The sequence below is a fragment of the Streptomyces sp. JNUCC 64 genome, from assembly GCF_054484115.1.
Map to the genome: position 1 here is coordinate 4824025 of NZ_CM137015.1, position 20095 is coordinate 4844119.

General features: G+C 76.2%; 13 protein-coding genes. 9 read left to right on the forward strand and 4 right to left on the reverse strand.

Annotated features, from left to right (window positions below; translation table 11 throughout):
• Nucleotides 1–312: 312 nt before the first annotated feature.
• On the forward strand, nt 313–1206 hold the full coding sequence (locus tag ACVWNX_RS20060) for a hypothetical protein (RefSeq protein WP_454408765.1): 894 nt from the start codon (nt 313–315) through the stop codon (nt 1204–1206).
• Nucleotides 1207–1678: 472 nt separating this feature from the next.
• Here the strand turns inward: ACVWNX_RS20060 and disA are convergent, their stop codons facing one another.
• Together disA and radA are read right to left on the reverse strand one after the other, a co-directional pair.
• A complete protein-coding gene (disA, locus tag ACVWNX_RS20065; protein WP_454408766.1) occupies nt 1679–2803 on the reverse strand; it encodes a DNA integrity scanning diadenylate cyclase DisA in 1125 nt (374 codons plus the stop codon).
• 68 nt (nt 2804–2871) lie between these two features.
• Nucleotides 2872–4281: a DNA repair protein RadA gene (gene radA, locus ACVWNX_RS20070; RefSeq protein WP_454408768.1), complete on the reverse strand. Its 1410-nt coding sequence runs from the start codon at nt 4279–4281 to the stop codon at nt 2872–2874.
• 840 nt (nt 4282–5121) lie between these two features.
• Here radA and ACVWNX_RS20075 point away from each other — a divergent pair.
• Nucleotides 5122–7434: a BACON domain-containing protein gene (locus ACVWNX_RS20075; protein WP_454408770.1), complete on the forward strand. Its 2313-nt coding sequence runs from the start codon at nt 5122–5124 to the stop codon at nt 7432–7434.
• An 826-nt stretch (nt 7435–8260) separates the two neighbouring features.
• Here the strand turns inward: ACVWNX_RS20075 and ACVWNX_RS20080 are convergent.
• Nucleotides 8261–9379 carry a hypothetical protein gene (locus ACVWNX_RS20080; RefSeq protein WP_454408772.1) on the reverse strand — a complete coding sequence of 373 codons (1119 nt, stop codon included), beginning with the start codon at nt 9377–9379 and terminating at the stop codon, nt 8261–8263.
• Nucleotides 9380–9452: 73 nt separating this feature from the next.
• Between ACVWNX_RS20080 and ACVWNX_RS20085 the strand changes: the two genes are divergently transcribed.
• The 5 genes from ACVWNX_RS20085 to ACVWNX_RS20105 all read left to right on the forward strand — a co-directional run bounded on the left by ACVWNX_RS20085 (nt 9453) and on the right by ACVWNX_RS20105 (nt 15066).
• Nucleotides 9453–10418 carry a Ppx/GppA family phosphatase gene (locus ACVWNX_RS20085; RefSeq protein ID WP_454408774.1) on the forward strand — a complete coding sequence of 322 codons (966 nt, stop codon included), beginning with the start codon at nt 9453–9455 and terminating at the stop codon, nt 10416–10418.
• A 287-nt stretch (nt 10419–10705) separates the two neighbouring features.
• On the forward strand, nt 10706–11626 hold the full coding sequence (locus ACVWNX_RS20090) for a sugar phosphate isomerase/epimerase family protein (protein ID WP_454408776.1): 921 nt from the start codon (nt 10706–10708) through the stop codon (nt 11624–11626).
• Nucleotides 11623–12255 (forward strand): TetR/AcrR family transcriptional regulator, encoded by a 633-nt coding sequence (locus tag ACVWNX_RS20095; RefSeq protein ID WP_454408777.1) that lies wholly within the window; start codon nt 11623–11625, stop codon nt 12253–12255. The genes ACVWNX_RS20090 and ACVWNX_RS20095 overlap by 4 nt, the downstream gene beginning before the upstream one ends.
• A 404-nt stretch (nt 12256–12659) precedes the next feature.
• Nucleotides 12660–14510: a dihydroxy-acid dehydratase gene (gene ilvD / locus ACVWNX_RS20100; protein WP_454408779.1), complete on the forward strand. Its 1851-nt coding sequence runs from the start codon at nt 12660–12662 to the stop codon at nt 14508–14510.
• A gap of 238 nt (nt 14511–14748) precedes the next feature.
• Nucleotides 14749–15066, forward strand: coding sequence for an SH3 domain-containing protein (locus ACVWNX_RS20105; RefSeq protein WP_454408780.1), 318 nt, complete (start codon nt 14749–14751; stop codon nt 15064–15066).
• A gap of 814 nt (nt 15067–15880) precedes the next feature.
• On the opposite strand, the gene ACVWNX_RS20110 is transcribed toward ACVWNX_RS20105, so the two are convergent.
• Nucleotides 15881–18265 (reverse strand): protein kinase domain-containing protein, encoded by a 2385-nt coding sequence (locus tag ACVWNX_RS20110; protein ID WP_454414856.1) that lies wholly within the window; start codon nt 18263–18265, stop codon nt 15881–15883.
• A gap of 221 nt (nt 18266–18486) precedes the next feature.
• On the opposite strand from ACVWNX_RS20110, the gene ACVWNX_RS20115 reads away from it, so the two are divergent.
• Together ACVWNX_RS20115 and ACVWNX_RS20120 are read left to right on the forward strand one after the other, a co-directional pair.
• Nucleotides 18487–18966, forward strand: coding sequence for an EamA/RhaT family transporter (locus ACVWNX_RS20115; RefSeq protein WP_454408781.1), 480 nt, complete (start codon nt 18487–18489; stop codon nt 18964–18966).
• A 258-nt stretch (nt 18967–19224) separates the two neighbouring features.
• Nucleotides 19225–20010: an ABC transporter ATP-binding protein gene (locus tag ACVWNX_RS20120; RefSeq protein ID WP_454408782.1), complete on the forward strand. Its 786-nt coding sequence runs from the start codon at nt 19225–19227 to the stop codon at nt 20008–20010.
• Nucleotides 20011–20095 lie beyond the last annotated feature (85 nt).

Consider the following 20095-nt stretch of genomic DNA (forward strand, 5'->3'; position numbering starts at 1 on the left):
CGTCGCCGCAGCGCTCCCGCGCACCGGGCGGGGAGGACCGGGACGTCCGTCTCCGCGCCCGTCCCGGTGGGGAGTTGGAGCCGGGGACGGGCCCGGACCGTTCCGTCCGGCGGTCGTCAGGGCGCGTACCCGGGCGTGTACCCGGGCGAAAGACTGGGGTCAGGGCGGGGTCAGGGCGGGGCCGGGACGAGGTCGGGGCGGGGTTCGGCCGGACGGTGACGGTCCGTCTGCTCGAATGATGATCCGGAAAAGTTGGGCCGAGGGCGGCGGGTGGGGCCAGACGGGGCCCCGATCTCTCGTACAGTTGCCGCCGTGGGATCTCTGCGCAATCCGGTCGGGCCGCTTCCCTCCACCATCTACTGGCGACGGAGGGCCATTCTGCTGAGCCTGGCGGCCGTGCTGACGCTGTTGGTCGTCTGGATGGTCAGTTCGCGCGGCGGGGGCGGTGACGGGGACGCCGCGGGCGGTTCCAGCGACAAGAACCCGGTGGAGTCCATCACCCCCGGCCCCTCCGGCTCGGGCCCCGCGATCAGCGAGAAGCCCGGCGGGCGCGACGAGGCGGGCTCCGGCGGCGCGGCGTCCGGCGGCAGCGGCGGCTCCGGGACCACGGGCGGGGACGGCGACGGCTCCGGGGGGACCGGCGGCGGTGACGGCGGCGACGGTGACGGATCGTCGGGCGCGGACTCCGGCTCCGGTGGTGGCGACGGGGACGGTGACGCGGCGTCCGGTGGCGGCGCGGCGGCGGGCGGTTCCGGTGGCTCGGGCTCCGGCTCCGGCGAGCGCGTCCCGGCCGGGTCCAGCCTGCCCGACTGCACCTCCTCCTCCGTCCGGTTGAAGCTGGGCAGCGCCGAGAACGCCTACGGTCCGGGGAAGGACCCCGAGCTCCGGCTGACCGCCGAGAACACCTCCGACATCACCTGCAAGCTCGATCTCGGGCCCGCCAAGGCCGTGGTGACGATCACTCAGGCCGATGACGACGAGGACGTCTGGTCCTCCGCGCACTGCCCGGACGGCTCCGGCAGCCTGCTGCTGAAGGTGCCCGCCAAGTCGTCGGTCACCCGGACGCTGGAGTGGGACCGCGAGCGCAGCGCCCCCGAGTGCGCGACGCCGTCCGGCGGGAAGGCCGCCCCGGACACCTATCTGGTCGCGGCCGAGGCCCGGGGCTTCACCGTCGCGCCGACCTCGTTCGTCCTGCGCCGCGACTGAGCGGCCACCGTTCCCGTCCGTCCCGTCCCGTCGCTCCCTCCGCCCCTCCGGCGCCCACTGGGAGCGGGGCGCGGGGGCGTCCGTCCGGCTCGTGCCCCGCGTCCGTCACCCGTCGGTCGGCGGGGTGGCACGGGTGCGGCGGGGAGGGCGCGGACCGGGTGCCCGGACGGGTTCCGGGAAGCGCCCCGGACCTCAGGCGAACTGGCGGGATCCCGCCAGCGTCCCCCCTCCCGACCGAGGGGGCGAAAGGGGTCTAACGGTCATTCCGTGAGCGGTTCGCGGGCGGTCCGTAGCCGTCCACGGACCGTCAACGCGCCGTCCGGAGGCCGTCCGGGGCCACCCGCCGCCGCCCGTCGCCACCTGGAACCGCCCCCGGAAGCCGGACGTGCCGTGCCGTGCCGGACCGTGCGCGCCGGACCGGACCGGACGGGCCGTCCCGGCCGCGTACCGTTCCGGCCCCGTGCCGTCCGGGTCAGACGTACCGTTCCAGGATCGACGACTCCGCGAGCCGGGAGAGCCCCTCGCGGACGCTGCGGGCGCGGGCCTCGCCGACCCCGTCCACCGCCTGGAGGTCGTCCACGCTCGCCGCCAGCAGCTTCTGGAGTCCGCCGAAATGCTCCACCAGCCGCTCGATGATCGCGCCCGGCAGCCTCGGCACCTTCGCGAGCAGCCGGAAGCCCCGGGGCGACACCGCCGAGTCCAGCGCCTCGGGGGAGCCGGTGTACCCCAACGCGCGGGCCACCGTGGACAGTTCCAGCAGCTCCGCGTGGGTCAGCGCGTCCAGTTCGGAGAGCGCCTCGTCCACCGTGCGGGACCGCTTCGCGGTCGGCTCGGGCACGTAGTCCCGCACCACCAGCTCCCGTTCGGGCTCCACGCCCGCGATCAGCTCGTCCAACTGGAGCGCCAGCAACCGGCCGTCGGTGCCCAGCTCCACCACGTACTCCGCGATCTCGGTCGCGATCCGGCGCACCATCTCCAGCCGCTGCGCGACCGCGCTCACGTCGCGGACCGTCACCAGGTCCTCGATCTCCAGCGCCGACAGCGTGCCCGCGACCTCGTCCAGCCGCAGCTTGTAGCGCTCCAGCGTGGCCAGCGCCTGGTTGGCCCGGGACAGGATCGCCGCCGAGTCCTCCAGCGTCCGGCGCTGACCGTCCACGTACAGCGCGATCAGCCGCATCGACTGGGAGACCGACACCACGGGGAAGCCGACCTGCTTGCTGACCCGGTCCGCGGTGCGGTGCCGGGTGCCGGTCTCCTCGGTGGGGATCGTCGGGTCCGGGACGAGCTGCACGCCCGCCCGCAGGATCTTGGTGATGTCCTTGTCGATGACGATGCCGCCGTCGAGCTTGCACAGCTCCCGCAGCCGGGTCGCCGTGAACTCGACGTCCAGCACGAAACCGCCCGAGCACATCACCTCGACGGTCTTGTCCGAACCGAGGACGATCAGCCCGCCGGTGTTGCCCCGGAGGATGCGCTCCAGGCCGTCGCGCAGGGCCGTGCCCGGCGCCACCGCGCTCAGCGCGGCGCGCATCAGGCCGTCGGCACCGGAACTCCCGCCGGACTTTCCGGGAGCCGCTGCCCGGTCGTTGGCTGCCACTGCTCTCCTCCGGTCACGGGTCTGGGGGTGCCCGGTGTTCGTACGGACGGGCGAGACCGGGGCAAAGTCTACCGGCGGTCCTCCGCCTCCCGTGGGGCCTCTCCACGACGGCCGCGCGGCAGTACACGCAACGCGTCGCCGATGTCCGAGACCTCGATGACCCGCATGCCCGACGGGACCCTCCCCGGATCGGTCGGGACCAGGGCGTGGGTGAAGCCCAGCCGGTGGGCCTCCGAGAGCCGTCGCTGCACCCCCGTCACCCGGCGGACCTCACCGGCCAGCCCCACCTCCCCGATCGCCACCAGGTTCTTCGGCAGCGGGGTGTCACTGGCCGCGCTAGCCAGCGCCAGCGCCACCGCGAGGTCCGCGGCGGGCTCCGACAGCCGCACCCCGCCGACCGTCGCCGAGTAGATGTCCCGTTTGCCCAGCGCGCTGATCCGGCCGCGCTGCTCCAGCACCGCCAGCATCATGGACACCCGCGAGGTCTCCAGACCCGAGGTGGTGCGCCGGGGGGAGGGGATCTGCGAGTCGACCGTGAGCGCCTGCACCTCCGCGACCAGCGGACGGCGGCCCTCCAGGGTGACGGTCAGACAGGTGCCCGGCACCGGCTCGTCCCGCCGGGTCAGGAAGAGGCCCGAAGGGTCGGCCAGGCCCGTGATGCCCTCGTCGTGCAGCTCGAAGCAGCCGACCTCGTCGGTCGTCCCGTACCGGTTCTTCACCCCGCGCACCAGCCGCAGCCGGGCGTGCCGGTCGCCCTCGAAGTGCAGCACCACGTCGACCAGGTGCTCCAGCAGCCGGGGGCCCGCGATGGTGCCGTCCTTGGTGACGTGCCCCACCAGCAGGGTGGACATCCCGCGCTCCTTGGAGGCCCGGATCAGGGCGCCCGCCACCTCCCGGACCTGGGCCACGCCGCCCGGGGCGCCGTCGATCTCCGGCGACGCCACCGTCTGCACCGAGTCCATGATCAGCAGGGACGGCTTCACCGCGTCGAGGTGGCCGAGGACGGCGGACAGGTCCGTCTCCGCCGCGAGGTAGAGGTGGTCGTCGATCGCCCCGATGCGGTCCGCCCGCAGCCGCACCTGGCTCGCGGACTCCTCACCCGTCACGTACAGGGTGCGGTGCGCCTCGCTCGCCGACTTCGCCGCCACGTCCAGCAGCAGCGTGGACTTGCCGACGCCCGGTTCCCCCGCCAGCAGGACCACGGCCCCCGGCACCAGCCCGCCGCCCAGCACCCGGTCCAGCTCGGGGACGCCGGTGGTGCGCGCGGTGGCCTGACGTCCGTCGACCTCGCCGATCGGCACGGCGGAGGTGGTGACCCGGCCCGGCGCCGTGGTGCGGACGGCGGGCGCGCCGTACTCCTCCACCGTTCCCCACGCCTGGCACTCGGGGCAGCGGCCGAGCCATTTGGCCGTCTGCCAGCCGCACTCGGTGCAGCGGTAGGACGGCCGGTCCTTCGCGGTCTTCGTACGGGCAGCCATGCGTGAACGGTAACCGCCCCCACCGACAGCGTGGGCCCGGCCGGGCCCACCGGGTCCCGGCGGGCGGGGTCCGGCTCCCGGCGGGCGGGGGTCCGGCTCGCGGCCCGGGTGGGTCCTGGGGCGGGGCCTTGGGTGGGTCCCGGGAGGGTCCCGGGTGGGTCCCCGGGCGGGCCGGGTTCGGCTGGTGCCCCGCCCGGACCTTGGGCGTCAGCCGTCGGCCCCCCGGCCGAGCCGTACCTCCGGCCGCCCGCCCCCGGGCCGAACCTCCGGCCGGGTCCCGGCTGACCTCCGGGCGACCTCCGGCCGTGCCCTCGGTCGAACCCTCGGGCACCCCCAGATCGCCCCCGGGCGTCAGCCAGGTCGAACCTCCGGGAGGGCTGGGCGGCGGCCGGGCGGTGCCGCCCGACCTCTGAGCGCCAGCCGGGCCGCACCTCTGGCTGGGCCCCTGGCCCCGGGCCCCCAGACGCCCCGGCCTCCCCGGGCGTCAGCCGGGCCGCACCTCCGGATGGGCTGGGCGTCCCCGGGCCGTGCCACCGCCCGACCCGGGCGGTGGCCGGGCCGCACTCCCGCCCGCCGTCGGGCCGCGTCCCGGTGGGCACCCTGCCGGGCCGCGCCCCGGCAGGGTGCCGCGCCCCCGGTGTCGCCGCCCGGCGCCCGGCACCCCGTCGGGCACCCCCCTCGTCCACCCCGCGCACGCCGTCCTCCGAGCCCCCGCGCGCCCCGTCCGTGGCTCCTTCCGTCCCCGCCCGCCGTCTCCCTCCGCGCAGTCTTCTCACCCGTAAGGGTGAAAAGTCCCCAACGCGCCGGAAGGTCCCTGGACAGCCGCCTACGGTCGCACGGGTGACGAGCAGCAGGACGGGCCATCCCGCCCGCACCACCGGAGCACACCGGGCACCGAGGGCCGGGCACCGACGGACCGCCCACCAGACGGCCGCCCGCCCACCCGCGCGCCACGAGCCGCACCTCGACGGGCTGTTCACCTACTGCCTGTCGGTCCTGTGCGACCACGACGCCGCGACGGACGCCGTCGGCGCCGTCCTCGCGCTGGCCGAACGGCGCGGCGCCCGGAGCCCCGCCGCCGAGGCCGAACACCGGGCCTGGCTGTACGCCCTCGCCCGCTGGACGTGTCTGCGGCGCCGCGCGGAGAAGGAGAAGGCCGGGACGAAGGAGAAGCCCAGGGCCAAGGGGAACGGGAAGGCGAAGGGGAACGGCACCGGGACCGGCACCGGCATCGGGACCGGTACCGGGAAGGGGACCGGCCGCGAGGCCCTGCCGTGGGAGTCCGGCGCCGAGGGCTCCACCGGGGCCGACCGGGCCGCCGGGACCGTGACCGGTGACCGCCCGGCGGCCCAGCAGAAACGTCAAGGCACCGCCCACCCGGACGGCGCCCCCCACCCCGACCGGCCCGGCCCGGACGGACCCGGTGCCGTCCACTCCGCTGCCGTCCGCCCCGGTCCCGAAGGCGGCGCCCCGCCCGCGACGGCCACCCCCGGCGCGACGACCGCGCCTGACCAGGAGGCCCGCGAGGCCCTTGACGACGAGGCCCGCGACCGGCACCGCGAACTCGCCCTCCTGGCCTGGCCCGAGGCCGCCGGGACCACCCCCGAACAGCGCGAGGCGCTGGAACTCGCCGTCCGGCACCGGCTCACCGACGTGGAGGTCGCCGCCGTCCTCGGCCTCGCCCCCGCCACCGCCCGGGAACTGCTGGCGGCGGCGGCCTGCGAGGTGGAACGCACCCGGGCCGCGCTCACCGTCGTCCGCACCGGCTCCTGCCCCGGCGCCGCCCGGATCGCCGACGGCGGCCAGGTCCCGCTCGGCACCGCCCTGCGCGGCGCGCTCGTCCGGCACGTGGACGACTGCCCGCAGTGCCGTGCCACCGCCGCCCGCGCCGGATCCGACGCCTGGCCGGGGACCACCGTCACCCCCGCCGCCCTCCCCGTGCTGACCGCGCCCCGCGCCGCCGTCCGCGCCGCCATGGCGCACGCCCCCCGCGCCCGGAGCGCCACTCCGCGCTTCGACCGCCGGGGGTTCCCCCTGGACCCCAAGGACCACAGCGCCCGACGGCACCGGCTGCGCGCCCGGGCCGTCACCACCACCGTCGTCGCGACGGTCGTCGCCGCCCCCGTCCTCGCCCTCTGGGCCTCCTACGCGGAGGACCAGGGCGGTCCGGACGGCACTCACTCCGGCCCGGGCGGGAGCGGAGCGGCCGGGGTCGCCGGGGTGCGCGTCCCGGGCGCCACCGTCCGGGGCGGGGAGGCGCCGGGGGCCTTCGCCGGTCCCTCCGGCGCCTCGGAGGGAGTGTCCGTCGAGGTCGTGCGGTCCGGCGGCGGGAGCGGCACCGGCGCGGCGGCCGGGCTCCGCGTCACCGCCCGCCCCGACGGGGACACCACCCTGGTCACGCTCACCGCCACCGGGGACGGCCCGGTGCGCTGGGCCGTCGTCACGTCCGCCGACTGGCTGCGGCCGTCCCGCGCCTCCGGGACCCTCGCCCCGGGCGCGACGGTCACCCTCAAGGTCCGCGTCGACCGGGACGCCGAACCCGACGGCCCCTGGACCGCGCGGATCGCCGTGGGGCCCGCCGGGGCCGTCTCGAAGGGCGCGGTGGTGATCGTCCGGGGCCACGGCGGAACGGCGTCCCGCCCGGCAGAGCCCGGCGCCCCGGAGCGCCCCGACGGCACCCGCCCGCCCGGCGCGCCCTCCCCCTCCCGCCCGGCCCCGGGCGGCACTCCCGGCCCGGGCGGCGGCCCGGCACCGTCCGCCCCCGGTTCCTCCGGCACCCAGGGCTCCTCGGGGGACCCGGGCTCCTCCGGGGCGGGCGGCTCCGGCGGCGGAACGGGGGACCCGGGCGGAACCGGGGGCTCCGGAGGCACCGACGGGACGGGCGGCACGGGCGGCGGGGACACCGCGTCCGGCGGCTCCGACGGCACGTCCGGCGGGACCTCCGGCGGCACCGGGGACGCGACGGCGTCCGGCGGCTCGGGCGGCTCCGACGGCGGTGGCGCGGGCGGGACGGGAGAGCCCGGCGGCACGGGCGGCGCCTCCGGCGAGGGGGACGCCTCCGGCGGCACCACCGGGACCGGCGGGACCAGCGGGTCCGACGCCACGGGCGGGACGGGCGGCTCCGGCGGCACGGAGGGCACCGGGGGGTCGTAGCCCCGACGAACGGGCCCGGCCCGCGCCCGGCACGGGTCGGAGCCCCGACGGACCAGGTCCCCGGACGGGTCGGCCCCCCCCGGACGGATCAGGGGCCGCGCGGTCAGGGCTCGGGCGGGTCGGGACCCCGGGCGGCCAGGCCCGGACGCGTCACGGACCGGGCGGGTCAGGACCTCGCGTGGGTCGGGGCCCTGGTCTGATCGGCCCCGGGCGGATCAGGGGCCGGGCGGGTCGCGGACCTGGGCGGGGCAGAGCAGGGCCTCGCACGGATCGGCCCTGGACGGATCAGGCCCCGGATGGGGCACGGACCTGGGCAGGTCAGGGACCCCGGACGGGTCGGACCGTCCGGACGGATCGGGTCGATCGGTCGATCCGTCTGACCGGCCGGTCGGTCAGACGGGATCGGCCCGGGTCGGGACGGGCCGTCCGGGTCGGGACCGCGCGGGACGACGCCGCCGGGCTCGGTGAAGGCCCCCGGCCCCAAGACGGTCAGCCTCAGGGCCGCCGGGGCCGGACACGGGATCGCTGGCCCCGATCCACCGCCCCGGATCGCGGGGCCAGATCCGCAGAGCCCGGCACCGACCCTGGAACACCGAGCCAGGAAAACCGGCTCTGGAACACCGGGCCGGACACCGCCCCCGGAACGCCAGGCCCGGAAACGCCCGCGCTCGCGCCACCGGGCCGAGCCGCCGAGCACCGGAACGCCGAGCCCGAGCCATCGGGCCGGACGCCGGGCCGCACACCGCCACCGGACCGCCAGGCTGGCGTTCCAGCGGCGGGCGGCGGGCGGCGGGCGGCGGGCGGCGGGCGGCGGGCGGTGGGCGGCTCAGCCGGTGGCGTTCCGGGGCGCGGCGGGCGGCCGGGGCGGATCGGCGGGGTGCGGAGCCACCAGCGGGAGCCGCGAGGCGAGCCGCTCTTCGCACAGCTCGGCCAGCCGGTCGTACCCCTCCTTGCCCATCAGCTCCGTCAGCTCCGGCCGGTACGTGACGTACACCGGGTCGCCCGCGCCGTGCGCGGAGGTCGCCGAGGTGCACCACCAGTGCAGGTCGTGGCCGCCCGGACCCCAGCCCCGGCGGTCGTACTCACCGATCGACACCTGGAGGACCCGGGTGTCGTCCGGCCGGTCGATCCACTCGTACGTCCGGCGGACCGGCAGCTGCCAGCAGACGTCCGGCTTGGTCTCCAGCGGCTCGCGGCCCTCCCGGAGCGCGAGGATGTGCAGCGAGCAGCCCGCGCCGCCCGCGAAGCCGGGACGGTTCTGGAAGATGCACGACCCCTTCCAGCGGCGCGTCTGACGGTCCCCGCCGGGCTCGTCGTCCGCCTCCTGGGTCCAGCCGCCGCCCGCCGCCTCCGGACGCGTCCCGATGTCGTGGAACTGCCAGATGTCGGGCGTGAGCCTCGCCACGTACCCGGCGACCCGGGCCTCGTCCTCCTCGTCCGAGAAGTGGGCGCCGAGCGTGCAGCAGCCGTCGTCCGCGCGGCCCGCCTCGATGCCCTGGCAGCCGCTGCCGAAGACGCAGTTCCAGCGGGAGGTGAGCCAGGTCAGATCGCACCGGAAGACCTGCTCGTCGTCGGCGGGATCGGGGAACTCGACCCAGGCCCGCGCGAAGTCGAGGCCCTTCTCGTCGGGGACCCCGGCGCCCGTCCGCCCGGCCCCGCCCGTGGCGGCGGCTGCCTGCCCGGACCTCCCCGGCTTCCCGGTCCCGCCGGACTTCTCCGCCTTCCCGGCCTTGCCGGTCTTTCCCGCCTTGCCGGACTTCGTCCGCCGCTCCGGCCCGCCCGGCTCACCGAGCCAGGTGAGCCCACCGGACCCGTCGGCGGCACCGGACGCACCGGACGCACCGGACCCGCCCGACCGCCCGTCGGCACCCGCGCCACCGGTCGTCCGGTCCGGGGCGGACGGACCGGTCGATTCCTCGCGCTTCGCCTTTTTCGTCTTTGCCACGCATCAAGGGTATGCGGGCGGAGCCGCCCCGTGTGGCCGGTCCCGGGCCCCGCGCGCAGTAGCGTTGGCGCTCATGAGACTTGGTGTCCTGGATGTGGGCTCGAATACGGTTCATCTGCTGGTGATGGACGCGCACCCCGGTGCGCGCCCGCTGCCCGCGCACTCCCACAAGGCGGAGCTGCGGCTCGCCCAGTTGCTGGACGAGCGGGGGGCGATCGGCCCCGACGGCGTCGGACGGCTGGTCTCCACGGTCCACGAGGCGATCCAGGCGGCCGAGGACAAGGGCGTCGAGGAGCTGCTGCCGTTCGCGACCTCCGCCGTGCGCGAGGCGAGCAACGCCGACGAGGTGCTGCGCCGGGTCCGCGAGGAGACCGGCGTCGAGCTGAAGGTCCTCAGCGGCGAGGAGGAGGCCCGGCTGACGTTCCTGGCCGCCCGCCGCTGGTTCGGCTGGTCCGCCGGGAAGCTGCTGGTGCTCGACATCGGCGGCGGCTCCCTGGAGATCGGGTACGGCATAGACGAGGAACCCGACGCGGCCGTGTCGCTGCCGCTGGGCGCCGGACGCCTCACCGCGGGCTGGCTGCCCGGCGACCCCGTCGACCCGGCGGACGTCCGGGCCCTGCGACGGCACGTGCGGGCGAGCATCGCCCGGACGGTGAGCGAGTTCACCCGCTTCGGGGGCGCCGACCACGCGGTCGCCACCTCGAAGACGTTCAAGCAGCTCGCCCGGATCGCGGGCGCCGCGCGCGCCGCCGACGGCGAGTACGTGCAGCGGGAGCTGCGGCGCTCCGCCCTGGAGGCGTGGGTGCCGAAGCTGGCCGCGATGACCTCCGCCGAGCGGGCCGGGCTGCCCGGGGTCTCCGAGAACCGGGCCGGACAGCTGCTGGCCGGCGCGCTGGTCGCCGAGGCGGCGCTGGACCTGCTCGGACTGGAGACGGTCGAGATCTGCCCCTGGGCGCTGCGCGAGGGCGTCATCCTGCGCCACCTCGACCACCTCCCCAGCTCCCAGCCGCCCAGCCACCCCACCACCGAGCTGCCCTGACGCCGCCGACGGGCCCGCACCCTCCCGCGCGGGCCCGGCGCCGCCCCGGACCCGCGCGGGCTGACACGAGCCAGCCCGACGGAACCCGTCCGCGACCGTCCGGCTGTCCACCGACCGTCCGGCTGTCCGTCCGGCTGTCCACCGGTCGGCCGTCTGCCGTCCGCCCGCCGGCTGGCCGTCTGCCATCCGTCCGCCCGCCGCCCGTCTGCCGGCCGTCCGTCCGGAACCCGCTCGGGGCGGTCCCGGACCGGCCCGGACGCCCGCCCCCGACCCCGTACCCTGTGCTCGTGGCAGAACAGCGGGCGCGAGTTCCGGACGCGAAGGTCGCCCTGTCGACGGCCTCGGTCTACCCGGAGTCGACGGCGACGGCCTTCGAGGTCGCCGCGCGCCTCGGCTACGACGGCGTCGAGGTCATGGTCTGGAACGACCCCGTCAGCCAGGACGTCCAGGCCCTGCGCGCCCTGTCGGACCACCACGGGGTGCCCGTCCTCGCCGTGCACGCCCCCTGTCTGCTGATCACCCAGCGGGTGTGGTCCCCCGACCCCTGGACCAGGCTCCGGCGCGCCCGCGAGGCCGCCGAGCGGCTCGGCGCCTCCACCGTCGTGGTGCACCCGCCCTTCCGCTGGCAGCGCCAGTACGCCCGGGACTTCGTCCGGGGCGTGGACCGCATGGCCGACGAGACGGACGTCCGGTTCGCGGTCGAGAACATGTACCCCTGGCGCTACCGCGACCGCGAGGTGCTCGCCTACGCGCCCGACTGGGACGTCACCCGTGAGGACTACCGGCACTTCACGCTCGACCTCAGCCACGCGGCGACCTCCCGCTCCGACCCGCTGGCGATGGCCGACCGGATGGGCGGACGGCTGGCCCACGTCCACTTCGCCGACAGCCTGGGCTCCGCCAAGGACGAGCACCTGGTGCCCGGCCGGGGCGACCAGCCCTGCGCCGCGTTCCTGGAGCACCTGGTGGCCAGCGGCTTCGACGGCCATGTGGTCGCCGAGGTCAACACCCGGCGGGCGATGTCCAACGCCGAACGCGAGGCCGACCTCGCGGAGACCCTGGCCTTCGCCCGGCGCCACCTCGGCCCCCGCCCGGCCGCCTCCGCGGTCCCGTCCGTCCCGTCCGTTCCGGCGGGCCCCGTTGCCCCGGGGACCCGGGCCGCCGACGATCCGGACCCGTCCCGGGGACGGGGAGCGCCGCGCCCGTGACCGAGCCCGCCGCCCCCCGCCGCCGGGGCCGCCCCGCCCGGTCCGCCGCCACCGGCGGTCCGGACACCCGCGAGCGCATCCTGGGCGCCGCCCGCGAGGAGTTCTCGGCGCGCGGCTACGACAAGACCTCCGTCCGGGGGATCGCCAAGGCCGCCGGGGTGGACCCGGCCCTGGTGCACCACTACTTCGGCACCAAGGACGAGGTCTTCGCCGCCGCCATCGAGGTCTCCCTGGAACCGGCGCTCACCGTCGCCTCGGTCATCGGCTCCGGCGCCGACGGCATCGGCGAACGCCTCGCCCGGCACTTCCTCGGGGTCTGGGAGAACCCGGTGACCCGCGCCCCGCTGCTCGCCGTGGTCCGCTCCGCCCTCACCCACGAGGCCGCCGCGACCGTGCTGCGCGGCATCGTCCTGCGGCAGCTGCTGGAGCGGGTCGCCCGCGAGCTGGACGTGCCCGACCCCCGGTTCCGCGCCGAACTGGCCGCCTCCCACATGATCGGGATCGCGATCCTGCGGTACGTGATCCGGGTGGAGCCGCTGGCCAGCGCCGACCCGGAGGAGATCGTCGCCATGGTCGCCCCCACCCTCCAGCGCTATCTGACCGCCCCGGGCCCGGCACTGCCGACCTGACGGCCTCCTCCGCCGCCCCGGGTCACCGCCTCCTCGGCCCGGCCCCCCGATCTCCGGCCCGGCCGGGACCCGAGAGCCCCGGGCCCGTCCGCACCCGGCGCCCCCGACGTACGGCCGGGGCCGGGCTCAGTGCCCGGACGCGAAGCCCCCCGTCCGTCCCCCGGCCCATGACACACTTCCCGTACCGGACCACCCCGTCCGGCCCGGGCGCCCACCCGCGCGCCCGCCGCTGTCCGAGCCCCCGGCGCACTCCGGGCGGCCGACCGTCCGCCGAGATGCCCGTCTCACATACCGGAACATTCTGTCCGGATCTTGGAGGCGAGGCGTAGGCTCGGCACCGCCAAACCTGCCTTGAAACCGGTCCCGCGCAGCCGCGCGCGGGGCACCCGAAGGAGCGAGCGACGATGCCCGAGCTGAGGTCCCGCACTGTCACCCACGGCCGCAACATGGCGGGCGCCCGCGCCCTGATGCGGGCCTCCGGGGTAGCCAGCGAGGACATCGGCAAGCCGATCATCGCGGTCGCCAACTCGTTCACCGAGTTCGTCCCCGGCCACACCCACCTCCAGCCCGTGGGCCGGATCGTCAGCGAGGCGATCAAGGCCGCCGGAGCCGTCCCGCGCGAGTTCAACACCATCGCCGTGGACGACGGCATCGCCATGGGCCACGGCGGCATGCTCTACTCGCTGCCCTCCCGCGACCTGATCGCGGACAGCGTCGAGTACATGGTCGAGGCCCACTGCGCCGACGCCCTGATCTGCATCTCCAACTGCGACAAGATCACCCCCGGGATGCTGATGGCCGCGCTGCGCCTCAACATCCCCACGATCTTCGTCTCCGGCGGTCCGATGGAGGCCGGACAGGCCACCCTGGTCGACGGCACCGTCCGCAAGCTCGACCTGGTCAACGCCATCGCCGACGCCGTCGACGAGAACGTCTCCGACGAGGACATCCTCCGCATCGAGGAGAACGCCTGCCCCACCTGCGGCTCGTGTTCCGGCATGTTCACCGCCAACTCGATGAACTGCCTCACCGAGGCGATCGGCCTGTCGCTGCCCGGCAACGGCTCCGTCCTCGCCACCCACACCGCCCGGCGCGCCCTCTACGAGCGGGCCGGTGCCACCGTCGTGGAGCTGGCCCGCCGGTACTACGAGGACGACGACGCGTCCGTCCTGCCGCGCAACATCGCCACCCGTGCCGCGTTCGAGAACGCCGTGGCCCTCGACATCGCCATGGGCGGCTCCACCAACACGATCCTGCACCTGCTGGCCGCCGCCCAGGAGGCCGAGCTGGACTACGGCCTCGCCGACATGGACGCGGTCTCCCGCCGGGTCCCCTGCCTGGCCAAGGTCGCCCCGAACGCCGCGCCCACCACCACGTACTACATGGAGGACGTGCACCGCGCCGGAGGCATCCCCGCGATCCTCGGCGAGCTGTACCGGGGCGGACTCCTCAACGAGGACGTCCACACCGTCCACTCCCGCTCCGTCAAGGAGTGGCTGGACGCCTGGGACATCCGTGGCGGCAGCGCCACCGACGAGGCCCTCGAACTGTGGCACGCCGCCCCCGGCTGCCGCCGCTCCGCCGAGGCGTTCTCCCAGTCCGAGCGGTGGGACACCCTCGACACCGACGCCGCCCTCGGCTGCATCCGCGACGTCGAGCACGCCTACTCCCAGGACGGCGGCCTCGCCGTGCTGAAGGGCAACCTCGCCGTCGACGGCTGCGTCGTGAAGACCGCGGGCGTGGACGAGTCCATCTGGACGTTCGAGGGCCCGGCCGTGGTCTGCGAGTCCCAGGACGAGGCCGTCGACAAGATCCTCCGCAAGGAGATCACCCCCGGAGACGTGGTCGTCATCCGCTACGAGGGCCCCAAGGGCGGCCCGGGCATGCAGGAGATGCTCTACCCGACCTCGTTCCTCAAGGGCCGGGGCCTCGGCAAGGTCTGCGCGTTGGTCACCGACGGCCGCTTCTCCGGCGGCACCTCCGGGCTCTCCATCGGCCACGCCTCGCCCGAGGCGGCCTCCGGCGGCACGATCGCCCTGGTCGAGAACGGCGACCGCATCCGGATCGACATCCCGAACCGCTCCATCGAACTGCTGGTGGACGAGGACACCCTCGCCGCGCGGCGCGAAGCGCTCGGTGGTGTGTACGAGCCGAAGCAGCGCGAGCGCAAGGTCTCGGCCGCGCTGCGTGCCTACGCGGCCATGGCCACCAGCGCCGACAAGGGCGCGGTGCGTGACGTGAACAAGCTGGGTTAGCGGTCGCCGCTGGTCCCGGGGCGTCCGGCGGGCGCGCGTCTGCGTCCGTCGCCGTTCCGGGAATCCCCCGAAAAACGGGCCCCACCTACGCCCCTCACGGTGCAACTGCGCACCCGTGAGGGGCGTCTTCCCTTGTGTCCCACAGGGATGGGACGACGCAGGGGGAGGGACACCGGTACCCACGGGGCATCACCCGTGTCCGGAAACCGCCCATCCACGCTCCTCGGGGGAGGAACACATGAGCGAAAAGATCACGACAATCGCCGCGGGTCCCGATCAGTCGGGTACCGAGGCCACCACGCAGTCCGCGCGGGCCACCACCTATCTGGTCGTCGCCACCGTCAACGCGCGCAGCGGCCCCGGCCTCTCGTACCCGGTGGTCGTCCAGATCCCGGGCGGCACCCGGGTCGCCATCAGCTGCCAGAAGCGCGGCACCACCATCACCGGTCCGCTGGGCACCACCAACGTCTGGAACAAGGTCGGCAGCGGACGCTACGTCTCGGACGCCTACGTCCAGACCGGCAGCGACGGCTTCATCCGTCCCGAGTGCTCCTGACGACGCCCGTCGCCGTCCACCACTGACGGCCCGCCCGCCCGACGGCTCCACCGCCGCCTTCGGGGCGCCCGCCGGGCCCTCCGGTTGTCGGGTCCTCCGGTCGCCGGTTCCGCGCGGGTCGTCCGTGGCCGCTCGCGCAGTTCCCCGCGCCCCTATCGGCGCGTCCCGGCCGGGGTGCGCTGTCCTGTGCGGGTGCGCTGTGGGTGCTCGCGCCGTTCCCCGCGCCCCCATCGGGTGCGTTCTGGCCGGGGTGCGTTGTTCCGTGCGGGTCCGTTGGGGTGCCCGCGCCGTTCCCCGCGCCCCTGACGGGGCCCGTAGCGACCCCTCCCGGGAGCGCCCCGGGGAGCGCCCCGGAGGGGCGCGGGGAACTGCGCGGGGAACCACGACGGAGCGAAAGAAGACAGCGCACCGTCCGAGGCAGCCCCCGAAGGGGCGCGGGGAACGGCGCGAGGAACCACGATGGAGCCGAGGAAGACAGCGCACCGTCCGAGGCAGGAGCCAAGGGGCGCGGGGAACTGCGCGAACGGCCACAGCGCACCCGCACAGGACAGCGCACCCCGGCCAGGACGCACCCGGAGGGGGCGCGGGGAACGGCGCGAGCAAGCCCCGCGCGCCCGCGCCGGACCGGAGACCGGAGGACCCCGACCCGGCACCACCTGGGGGACCGTCCCCGTCCCGTCCGGGAACCGTCCCCGTCACGGATGAGGGCCGCACCGGACGGGCCGGGAGCCCGGGGAAGCGACGGGCCGCCGGCACGGGGCGGGGAGCCGGGACGGGGCGGGGAGCCCGAGAGGGCGGGGGAGGGGCCGGACGGTCAGCCGCTGCGGGGCGGCTTGGCCACGTCGAACGCGGAGAGCGTGTTGTCCCCGGCCGCCACCACCAGCGCCCGCCCCACCAGGGTCAGCCGGGCACTCGACCCGGTGAACCCACCGGGACTCCCCGCGTGCGAGTCCGTCGACCACAGCTCGTCGCCGTCGCGGGCGTCGAGCGCGGTCACCCGGCCGGTCGCCGACCCCACGTACAGCGTGCCGTCCGCCGCGACGGGCGTGGACGCCCACTCCGCCGCGGTCCGCACCCGCCACAACCGCCGTCCGGTCCGCGGGTCCACCGCGCTGACCTCCCCGGTGGGCGAGGTGAAGTACAGCCTGCCGTCCGCCAGCCCCGGCATCGCGCCCCCGTAGCCCTTGATGGGGCGCGACTCCCGGCGACCGGTGGCCATGTCCAGCCGCACGACCTGCGAGAAGCCCGTCCCGGAGCTGCCCGCCGCCTCCCGCACCAGCAGCAGCCCGCCGTCGAGGGCGCCGACCGGCCGCAGCTGACCGTCCGCCGCCACCGCCGGGCCGAGCTTCCCGTTCCGGGGGTCCAGGGTGTGGAACACCAGCTCGCCGGGGCGCCCCAGCGCCACCTGCGCCGAGGGGGCGCACATCGCGTACGTGCGCCCGCCCGCCAGGAACGGCGCGCACCAGGAGCCGTTGGGCAGCGGAGTCGTCCACACCCGCTGCCCGCCCCGCGCGGAACGCCCCTCGAACCGGCTGGAGGCGGGGTCCACGGTCAGCACGGTCGTCCCGGTGAGCACCGCGTGCTGCGGCTCCCGCAGCAGATACGTGGCCTTGGTGCCGACCCGGGTCCGCCACAGCTCCTTGCCGCTCGCCGCGTCCAGCGCCACCACCTCGGTCCGGTCGGACCCCGTCTTCGGCAGGTGGTAGCCGAGGACGGCCCGGCCCGCGAGCCCCTTGCCCGGCCCCCCGGTCACTCCGATCAGATGCAGCCCCTGCATGGGCACCCCGGGGTACGTCCGGCGCCAGCGCACCTCGCCGTCGGAGGCCCGCAGCCGGGCCGCGACCACCCCGCCGCCCCCGCAGAACAGCTCCCCGGCCCGGGCCACGCAGCGCAGTTCGTCACCGAGCTGCTGTCCGCCGCGCACCTTGGCGCGCCACGGCGCGAACCCGGCGGGGAGCGCGGCCCCGGTGAGCGCCCGGCTCCCGGCGCTCGACCCGCTGCCGCCGCCGGTCGGGGCGGGTTCGTCCCCGCCGCCGTCCAGCCCGAACAGCGCCACCCCCGTCGCGGTCAGCGCGGCGGCCAGCGCGGTGACGGCGGCCACGAGCAGGGCCCGCCGACCCCGCCGGGGCGCCCGCCTCCGCCGGGAACCGGAACGGGAAGCGGAACCCGCGCCGCCGGACCCGGCGGCCCCGGAACCAGCGCCGGTGCCGGTGCCCCCGGCACCCGCGTTCCCACCGTCCGTGGCCACGCCGTCCGTGCCGTCCGTGCCGTCCGTGCCGTCCGTGCCGTCCGAGCCGTCCGGGGTTCCGCCCGTCCCGGACGGGCCTCCGGGCACCGGGTTCTTCCCCGGCAGCGTCTTCTGCTCGGCGGTCGGCGCGGACCCGGTCCCCAGGTCCTCCGGCAGATCGCGCAGCGCGACCAGCAGCTCATGGGCGGACGGCCGCCCCTGGGGCTCCTTGGCCAGGCACGGCTCCACCACCGCCCGCAGCACCCCGGGCACCGCCCGCAGATCGGGCGCCTCGTGCACCACCTGGTACGCCGTCATGTACGGGCTGTCCGCGTCGAACGGCCCCTGCCCGGTCGCGGCGTACACCAGCAGCGTCGCCAGCGAGAAGACGTCCGACCCGGGCCCGACCGCGCGCGGCGTCCGCAACTGCTCCGGCGACATGAACGGCGGGGTCCCTATCACCCGCCCGGTCATGGTGAGCGTCTGGTTGTCCGAGGCGCGGGAGATGCCGAAGTCGATGACCCGGGGGCCGTCGGGGGAGAGGACCACGTTCGACGGCTTCAGGTCCCGGTGGATGACGCCCGCCCGGTGGATCTCGCGCAGCGCCTCCGCCAACCCGATGGCGAGGGTCCGCAGTTCGGCGCCGCGCAGCGACCCGTCGTCGGTGATCCGCTGCGCGAGCGTGGGGCCCGAGATGTAGGCGGTGGCCATCCACGGCCGGGCCGCCTCGGGGTCCGCGTCCACGACGGCCGCCGTGAACACCCCGCTCACCCGGCGGGCCGCCGACACCTCCTGGCGGAACCGGATGCGGAACTCCTCGTCGCCCGCGAAGTGCTGATGGATCAGCTTGATGGCGACGGGCCGCCCCGAGCCCGTACGGGCCAGGAAGACGGTGCCCATGCCGCCCGAACCCAGGCGGGCCTCCACCGGGTAGCCGCCGATCTCCTCAGGGTCCCCGCCCCGGAGCTGCACGACTCCCCACCTCATCCGTCCACGGTCCGCAGATCCCACCACCGGTGAACAAACTAGCGGGTCGGCGGGTGGGCACGGGTGATCGCGGGGGTGCCGGGTGGAGGTTGTGCGGGGGTACCGGCCGGTAGGAGGGGCGGGAAGTGTCACCCGGGCGTGTGACCCGGCCGCCCGCTCCGGGTCGTACGCCGGGCGCGTGGCCGCCCGCTGGTGATAATCGCCCGGTGAGCGAGCACCCCCCGGCCGCCCAGGGCCCCCGCCCCGCCCCCCTCCCGTTCTTCGGCACCAGCTGGGTGCGCCGCGACCGCGGCTACGCGCTGCGCCGGGCCGGGGTCGCCGTCGGCTCCCTCGCCGCCGCCTTCGCGGGCTGTCTGCTGCTGCGCCTCGCCTACGAGGGCCTGGCCGCCGCGCGGGTGGGCGCCCTGGTGAACGCCCTGTTCACGGGGGCGTTCGCGCTCTGCTCGGCGCTCGCGTTCCGCCGCACCTGGGACGGGTTCGGCCGCGCCCCGGAGCCCGCCGACCCGTCCTCGGGGCGGGGCGTGCTGACCCTCGGCTTCCTCGGCGGGCTGCTGGCGTACTTCCTGCGCTCCTTCGTCGAGGCCCCGGGCGAGAAGCGGGCCCGGGCCCAGTACGAGGCGGAGCGCGCCCGCCACGAGCGCCGTACCGCGCGCCGGGCGGGCGACCCGTCCAAGCGCCGTTCCTGAACCGTCCGCCTCCGCCTGGGAGCGCGCCCGTTCCCGGACGGACGCGCTCCCGCGCCTGGACGGAACCGCACTCGTACCCGGGGAAAGGCCCCCACCGCTTGACGGACGGGAACCATCGGGAGGACTATTCATCACATGATGAATAAACCCGGGAAGGGGACCCCGGAGAAAGCGCCGAAGGGCGCCCCGGGCCCGTCAGCCCTGTCAGACCCGTCAGCACTGTCAGCACCGTCAGCACCGTCAGCCCCGGCGGCTCAGGTGGCTCCGGCGGCTCCGGTGGTCCCGCCCGCCGAGGCGATCCGGGCGGTGGACCTCCGGGTCGTCCGAGGCCCCCGCACCGTGCTGCACGACCTCGCGTTCACCGTCCCCCGAGGGCGGATCACCGGCCTCCTCGGCCCCTCCGGCTGCGGCAAGTCCACCCTCATGAGGGCGATCGTCGGCACCCAGGCCAAGGTCAGCGGCACCCTAGACGTCCTCGGTCACCGCGCCGGATCGGCGACCCTGCGCTCCCGCGTCGGCTACGTCACCCAGGCGCCCTCCGTCTACGACGACCTGACGGTCCGCCAGAACCTCGACTACTTCGCCGCGGTCCTCGAACCCGGCCGCGCCGCCGCCGCACGCCGCCGCGAACGGGTTACCCGCGCCCTCTCCGACGTGGCCCTCACCTCCCACGCCGACTCCCTCGCCCGCGCCCTCTCCGGCGGCCAGCGCGGCCGGGTCTCCCTCGCGGTCGCGCTCCTCGGCACCCCCGAACTCCTCGTCCTCGACGAACCCACCGTCGGGCTCGACCCCGTGCTCCGCCGCGACCTGTGGGACCTCTTCCACCACCTCGCCGCCGACCGCGGCACCACGATCCTGGTCTCCTCGCACGTCATGGACGAGGCCGAACGTTGCCACCGGCTGCTGCTCCTGCGCGACGGACACCTCATCGCCGACGACACCCCCGCCGCCCTCCGCGCCCGCACCGGCACCGACTCCGCCGAGGCCGCGTTCCTCACCCTGGTCGCCCCCCTGAACACCGGCACCCCCGCCCCGCCCCCCTGACCCCACCCGTCCCCGGACCGCCGGACGGCCCACCGCCGGACGATCCGCCACCGGGTCACCGGGTCACCGGGTCACCGGGCCCGCC

Coding starts and splice junctions, on each gene's coding strand:
- ilvD (WP_454408779.1), top strand. CDS start 12,660: ATGCCCGAGCTGAGGTCCCGCACTGTCACCCACGGCCGCAACATGGCG.
- radA (WP_454408768.1), bottom strand. CDS start 4,281: ATGGCTGCCCGTACGAAGACCGCGAAGGACCGGCCGTCCTACCGCTGC.
- ACVWNX_RS20105 (WP_454408780.1), top strand. CDS start 14,749: ATGAGCGAAAAGATCACGACAATCGCCGCGGGTCCCGATCAGTCGGGT.
- ACVWNX_RS20085 (WP_454408774.1), top strand. CDS start 9,453: ATGAGACTTGGTGTCCTGGATGTGGGCTCGAATACGGTTCATCTGCTG.